The sequence below is a fragment of the Streptomyces sp. SID5785 genome (assembly GCF_009870065.1).
Lineage (GTDB): Bacteria > Actinomycetota > Actinomycetes > Streptomycetales > Streptomycetaceae > Streptomyces.
In genome coordinates, this window is the sequence record NZ_WWIA01000708.1 from 1 (window position 1) to 2,600 (window position 2,600).

At 74.2% G+C, this 2,600-nt stretch carries 2 protein-coding genes; one reads left to right on the top strand and one right to left on the bottom strand.

Annotated elements, in window-relative coordinates:
- Positions 1-25: 25 nt before the first annotated feature.
- Entirely contained in the window at positions 26-1,345 is a 1,320-nt protein-coding gene (locus tag GTW43_RS23250; RefSeq protein WP_161303958.1) for an MFS transporter, read from the bottom strand.
- A gap of 212 nt (positions 1,346-1,557) precedes the next feature.
- Here GTW43_RS23250 and GTW43_RS23255 point away from each other — a divergent pair.
- A partial coding sequence (locus GTW43_RS23255; RefSeq protein ID WP_161303959.1) for a serine/threonine-protein kinase occupies positions 1,558-2,600 on the top strand: 1,043 nt, incomplete at its 3' end.

The window sequence follows — 2,600 nt, forward strand, 5'->3', positions numbered from 1 at the left end:
TAGTTGTGTCGCGGCAGCGGCCACGTCACGCCTCGCTGAGTTCGATCCCGCGCGTCTCGGGCAGGCCGAACAGGCACACGAAGGCGAGCGCGTATCCCGCGGCGGCGAAGACGAGCGCGCCGCCGACGCCCCAGCTCTGGGACAGGTAGCCGACGAGCGTGGGGAACACGGCGCCGATGCCGCGGCCGACGTTGTAGGTGAAGCCCTGTCCGGTGGCCCGGACCCGGGTCGGGTACAGCTCGGCGAGGAAGGAGCCGAAGCTGGAGAAGATCGCCGACATGCAGAAGCCGAGCGGGAAACCGAGGAGCAGCGTGATCTCCTCCCAGCCCGCGGGCACCTGCGCGTATCCGACCACGCACAGCGCGGACAGCACGGCGAAGGTCTGGATGGTGCGCCGGCGGCCGAGGCGGTCGGCGAGATGCGCTCCCGTCACGTACCCGGCGAAGGCGCCGACGATCTGCACGATGAGGAAGCCGCCGACGCCGGTGACCGACAGTCCGCGTTCGTCGTGCAGGTACTTGGGGATCCAGGTGGCCAGCGTGTAGTAGCCGCCCTGGACGCCTGTCGACATCAGGGCGGCGAGGACGGTGGTGCGCAGCAGCCGGCCCCGGAAGACGTGCAGGAGTCCCCCGAGCGCGGACGGCCCTCCTCCCGCGGCGCGTTGCCGCTCGGCGACGGGCGCGTCGTGCACGCTGCGGCGCACGTAGAGCACGAGGAGGGCGGGCAGCGCGCCGGTGAAGAAGAGGACGCGCCAGGCGAGGTCGTCCCCGGCCAGGTTGTAGACGACGGTGTACACGAGCACGGCGAGTGCCCAGCCGACGGCCCAGGCGGACTGGATCCAGCCGAGGGTGCGGCCGCGGTGCTCGCGGGAGGCGTACTCGGCGACGAGGACCGCGCCCACCGCCCACTCGCCACCGAAGCCGAGGCCCTGGAGCGCACGGAACACCAGCAGCGTCTCGAAGTTCGGGGCGAAGCCGCAGGCGACGGTGAAGACGGCGTAGACGCCGACGGTCCACACCAGGGCGCGCACGCGGCCGATGCGGTCGGCGAAGGCTCCGGCCAGCGCGCCGCCGAGCGCGGAGACGACGAGCGTGACGGTGGTGAGCAGGCCGGTCCGGCCGTTGTCGAGGCTGAAGTAGGCGCCGATGGCCGCCATGCTGAGCGGCAGGACGTAGAAGTCGTAGGAGTCGAGGCCGTAGCCGCCGTACGCCCCGTAGAAGGCGCGCCGGCCGTCCGGACCGAGGGCCCTGAACCAGGCGAACCGGCCTGCGGGCACGCTCCGTTCGGCGTCGGGTGCGGGCTGTGCCGGCACGGGGGCGGCTTTGTCGAGCGGGGAGGAACTCATGGCCGTACACCTCTCGGACGAAAGGTCGGTTGACGGGACGGGGCCGCGAGCTGATGAATCGTCACCGTAGAGGATTGTGGAACGATCCGACAAGACTCCGCGTTCTTGATCCTTGAGCCCTCCGCGGGCCCGCGCGGGGTTCGGGGCGCGCGGTGTCGGCGGCACTCGTTAGGCTGCGGGTCCGGGACAACCACCGAGACGGTGACGGGGACATGAGCGAGTACACGGGGGAGGCGGGCGACGGGAGGCTGGTCGCCGGCCGGTATCGCGTCGTCGGGCGGCTCGGCCGCGGCGGCATGGGCACGGTGTGGCGTGCCGTCGACGAGACGCTGCGGCGCGAGGTCGCCGTCAAGGAGCTGCGGTCGTTCAGCGACGCGGACGCGCGGGACCTGGCCGAGCAGCGGCTGCGCATGGAGCGGGAGGCGCGGGCCGCGGCCCGGGTCCGGCATCCCGGTGTGGTCGCCGTGCACGACGTGACGGAGCACGAAGGCCGCCCGGTCATCGTGATGGAGCTGGTCGACGGACCGTCGCTGGACGACCTGCTCCGGGAGCGCGGCGCACTCGGCCCGGCCGAGGCGGCGCGGATCGGCGCCCAGGTCATGGACGCGCTCGCGGCGGCGCACGCGGCCGGCGTGCTGCACCGCGACGTGAAGCCGGGGAACATCCTGCTGGAGCGCTCGGGCCGGGTCGTCCTCACCGACTTCGGCATCGCCGCGATGGACGAGCCGGACGACGGCGCGTCGACGCGGCTCACCCGCAGCGGCGAGGTGATCGGCTCCCTCGACTACCTGGCCCCCGAGCGCGCCCGGGGCGGCGAGCCCGGTCCCGCGGCGGACGTGTGGGCGCTGGGCGCCACGCTGTACGCCGCCGTGGAGGGCGTCTCGCCGTTCCGGCGCACGTCGACGTGGTCGACGATCACGGCGATCGTGGCGGACCCGCTGCCGCCGCCGCAGCGGGCCGGGGCCCTCGCGCCCGCACTCGGTGAACTCCTGGAGAAGGACCCGGCGTTGCGGGCCGACGCCGTGCGCGCGGCACAGCTCCTGCACGCGGTGGCGGAGGGGCGGACGCCGCCACCCGGATCGCCGGACACGGTGCGGCTCAGGCCGGGTGCGGCACCTTCCGCGCCCGGGCAGTTCGGCCCGCCACCGGCACCGGCCGCTCCCCCGGCGCCGTCACCCGCCACGGGGCCGGTGGCGCACCAGGTCGCGCCGGAGGCCGAGACCGAGCGGCGGCCGGCCCGCAAGCGCCGCAGGAC

Coding starts and splice junctions, on each gene's coding strand:
- GTW43_RS23250 (WP_161303958.1), bottom strand. CDS start 1,345: ATGAGTTCCTCCCCGCTCGACAAAGCCGCCCCCGTGCCGGCACAGCCC.